Source organism: Streptomyces sp. NPDC058401, from assembly GCF_042722885.1.
Classification (GTDB): Bacteria; Actinomycetota; Actinomycetes; order Streptomycetales; family Streptomycetaceae; genus Streptomyces.
This window is the reverse complement of sequence record NZ_JBHXKA010000269.1, coordinates 1-2,249: the sequence shown is the minus strand read 5'-3', so window position 1 is coordinate 2,249 and position 2,249 is coordinate 1. Positions and strand designations below refer to the sequence as shown.

Here is a 2,249-nt window from a genome sequence, read left to right as displayed (position 1 = left end):
GGGGACGCCCCCGGGGCCGCACCCTTCCTCGTGTCCGGAGGCTGTTTACGCCGTGCGCGAGCGGCGTACGGAGAAGGTCACGAACCCGGCCCCGGCGCCCAGCAGGAGCGTGCCGCCGAGCAGGTAGGGCGTGGTGTCCACGCCGCCCGTGGCGGCGAGCTCCAAGCCGGATCCGGCCGCGGAGGCGGCCTGGACCTGGGTGTTCGCGGCGGCCGGCGCCCCGGAGGCGGCCTTCTCGTGGCCGGGCGCGGTGGCGTTGGCCGAGGGAACGAACCACAGGACGGCGAGGAGGGTGGTCGCTCCGAGAGCGGTGACTGTTGATCGACGTGCGGACACGGTGCGATCCCCCTTGTGGCAGCAGCGAATTGGCCCCGTGCGGTGATGCTACGGAAAGGGGCGGGTCGTGGGAAAGTCGGGGCTGCCGCGGGATTACTCTCCGTCGTATGAACCCTTCTGAGACCTCACGATACGTACGCCTTCGGGTGGATTTGGTGCTTGAAGTGCCGGACGTGGACGCGCTGACCGGCGCGGCCCTCGCCCACATCAAGGCCGACGAGTTCATGCCGGACGAGGAGCGCGGCCACGCCGAGGCGGCCGTCCGGGAGGACGAGTCTGAGGCCCTGGCCTACCTCGTGGACCCCACTGACCTGGTCGCGGAGATCCCCGGAGTGGAGCTCGCGCAGGCCTCCTGGAGCAGCGAGCCCGTGGAATACGACCCCGAGTCCATGGAGTGGGACCTCGACGAGGAAGATGGGGAACTCGACGAAGAGACTGACAACGTCTGACGGTGGGGTTGACCACATTCGAACGGAATGGGGCAGCACCTCGGGGTGTAATGCGTTGTCAGGACGAGGCAGGGGGTCATGGCCCCCTGCCCGGGGAGTGCGGGGTTCCGGCAACGATGGAGTGGCGTGTGAGGACGGACAGCAAGCGGCGGAGAAGGTCCCTGGTGGCCATATCCGCCGTACTCGGCGGCGTACTGGTGCTCGCGGGATGCGGCGGCGGTGACGACGGCGGTGACAAGCCGAAGGCCAACGGGGAGGCATCGGCCAAGTCCCAGGCGGACGTGGACGCGGCTGCGGCCAAGGACGCCTCCAAGGCCAAGATAGCCATCACGCCCAAGGACGGCGCCACCAACGTCGGCCTGAACGACGCGGCCAACGTGGCCGTGACCGAGGGCACGCTCACCGCGGTCGAGCTGAAGAGCTCGGAGGGCACGGCGGTGGCGGGCAAGATAGCCGCCGACGGGAAGAGCTGGAAGCCGGACGGGGCGCTGAAGCGCTCGACGAAGTACGCGCTGTCGGCGACCGCGAAGGACGAGGCGGGCCGCGAGGCGCACGAGAACGCCTCCTTCACCACCGTCTCCCCGCAGAACAGCTTCGTGGGCTCCTTCATCCCGGACGAGGGCCAGACCGTCGGCGTGGGCATGCCGGTCTCGATCACCTTCGACAAGCAGATCAAGGACAAGAAGGCCGTCCAGGCGGGCATCACGGTCACCTCCAGCAGCGGCCAGGAGGTCGTGGGCCACTGGTTCAGCACGCAGCGGCTGGACTTCCGCCCGGAGAAGTACTGGCAGGCCGGTTCCACCGTCACGCTGAAGCTGGCGCTGGACGGGGTCCAGGGCGGCCCGGGCATCCAGGGCGTGCAGAGCAAGACCGTCACCTTCAAGATCGGCCGGAGCCAGGTCTCCACGGTCGACGCGAAGACCAAGAAGATGACGGTCACCCGTGACGGCGCGGTCCTCAAGACCATCCCGATCTCGGCGGGCTCCCCGGAGAACCCGACCTACAACGGTCAGATGGTGATCTCCGAGAAGTTCAAGGAGACCCGGATGAACGGCGCCACCGTCGGCTTCACGGACGACGACGGCAAGGGCGAGTACGACATCAAGGACGTGCCGCACGCGATGCGCCTGTCCAACTCCGGCACCTTCGTGCACGGCAACTACTGGGGACCGGACTCGGTCTTCGGCAGCGCCAACACCAGCCACGGCTGCGTCGGCCTGAACGACGCCAAGGGCGCGAACGACCCGAACCAGCCCGCGGCCTGGTTCTACGACAACTCCCTCATCGGAGACGTCGTCACGGTCGTCAACTCCCCGGACAAGACGATCAAGCCGGACAACGGCCTCAACGGCTGGAACATGAACTGGGCGGACTGGAAGGCCGGTTCGGCCGTCTGACCCGCCGACACCACAGCTGCACCCCGACGAAACGCAGACGGACGGCGGGGAGCCCCGGCCAGGGGGC

General features: G+C 68.5%; 3 protein-coding genes. 2 read left to right on the top strand and 1 reads right to left on the bottom strand.

The features are described from left to right. Positions 1 to 45: 45 nt before the first annotated feature. Complete coding sequence (locus ACFWNV_RS39650; RefSeq protein WP_383957211.1) at positions 46 to 336, bottom strand: LPXTG cell wall anchor domain-containing protein; 291 nt, start codon at positions 334 to 336, stop codon at positions 46 to 48. Positions 337 to 491: 155 nt separating this feature from the next. Between ACFWNV_RS39650 and ACFWNV_RS39645 the strand changes: the two genes are divergently transcribed. Together ACFWNV_RS39645 and ACFWNV_RS39640 are read left to right on the top strand one after the other, a co-directional pair. Beyond that, entirely contained in the window at positions 492 to 785 is a 294-nt protein-coding gene (locus ACFWNV_RS39645) for a hypothetical protein (RefSeq protein ID WP_383957208.1), read from the top strand. A gap of 116 nt (positions 786 to 901) precedes the next feature. Further along, positions 902 to 2,182: an Ig-like domain-containing protein gene (locus ACFWNV_RS39640; RefSeq protein ID WP_383957205.1), complete on the top strand. Its 1,281-nt coding sequence runs from the start codon at positions 902 to 904 to the stop codon at positions 2,180 to 2,182. The last annotated feature ends 67 nt before the right edge of the window (positions 2,183 to 2,249 follow it).

Excerpts from the sequence above, each read along its gene's own strand:
- ACFWNV_RS39640 (WP_383957205.1), top strand. The coding sequence starts at position 902 with ATGGAGTGGCGTGTGAGGACGGACAGCAAGCGGCGGAGAAGGTCCCTG.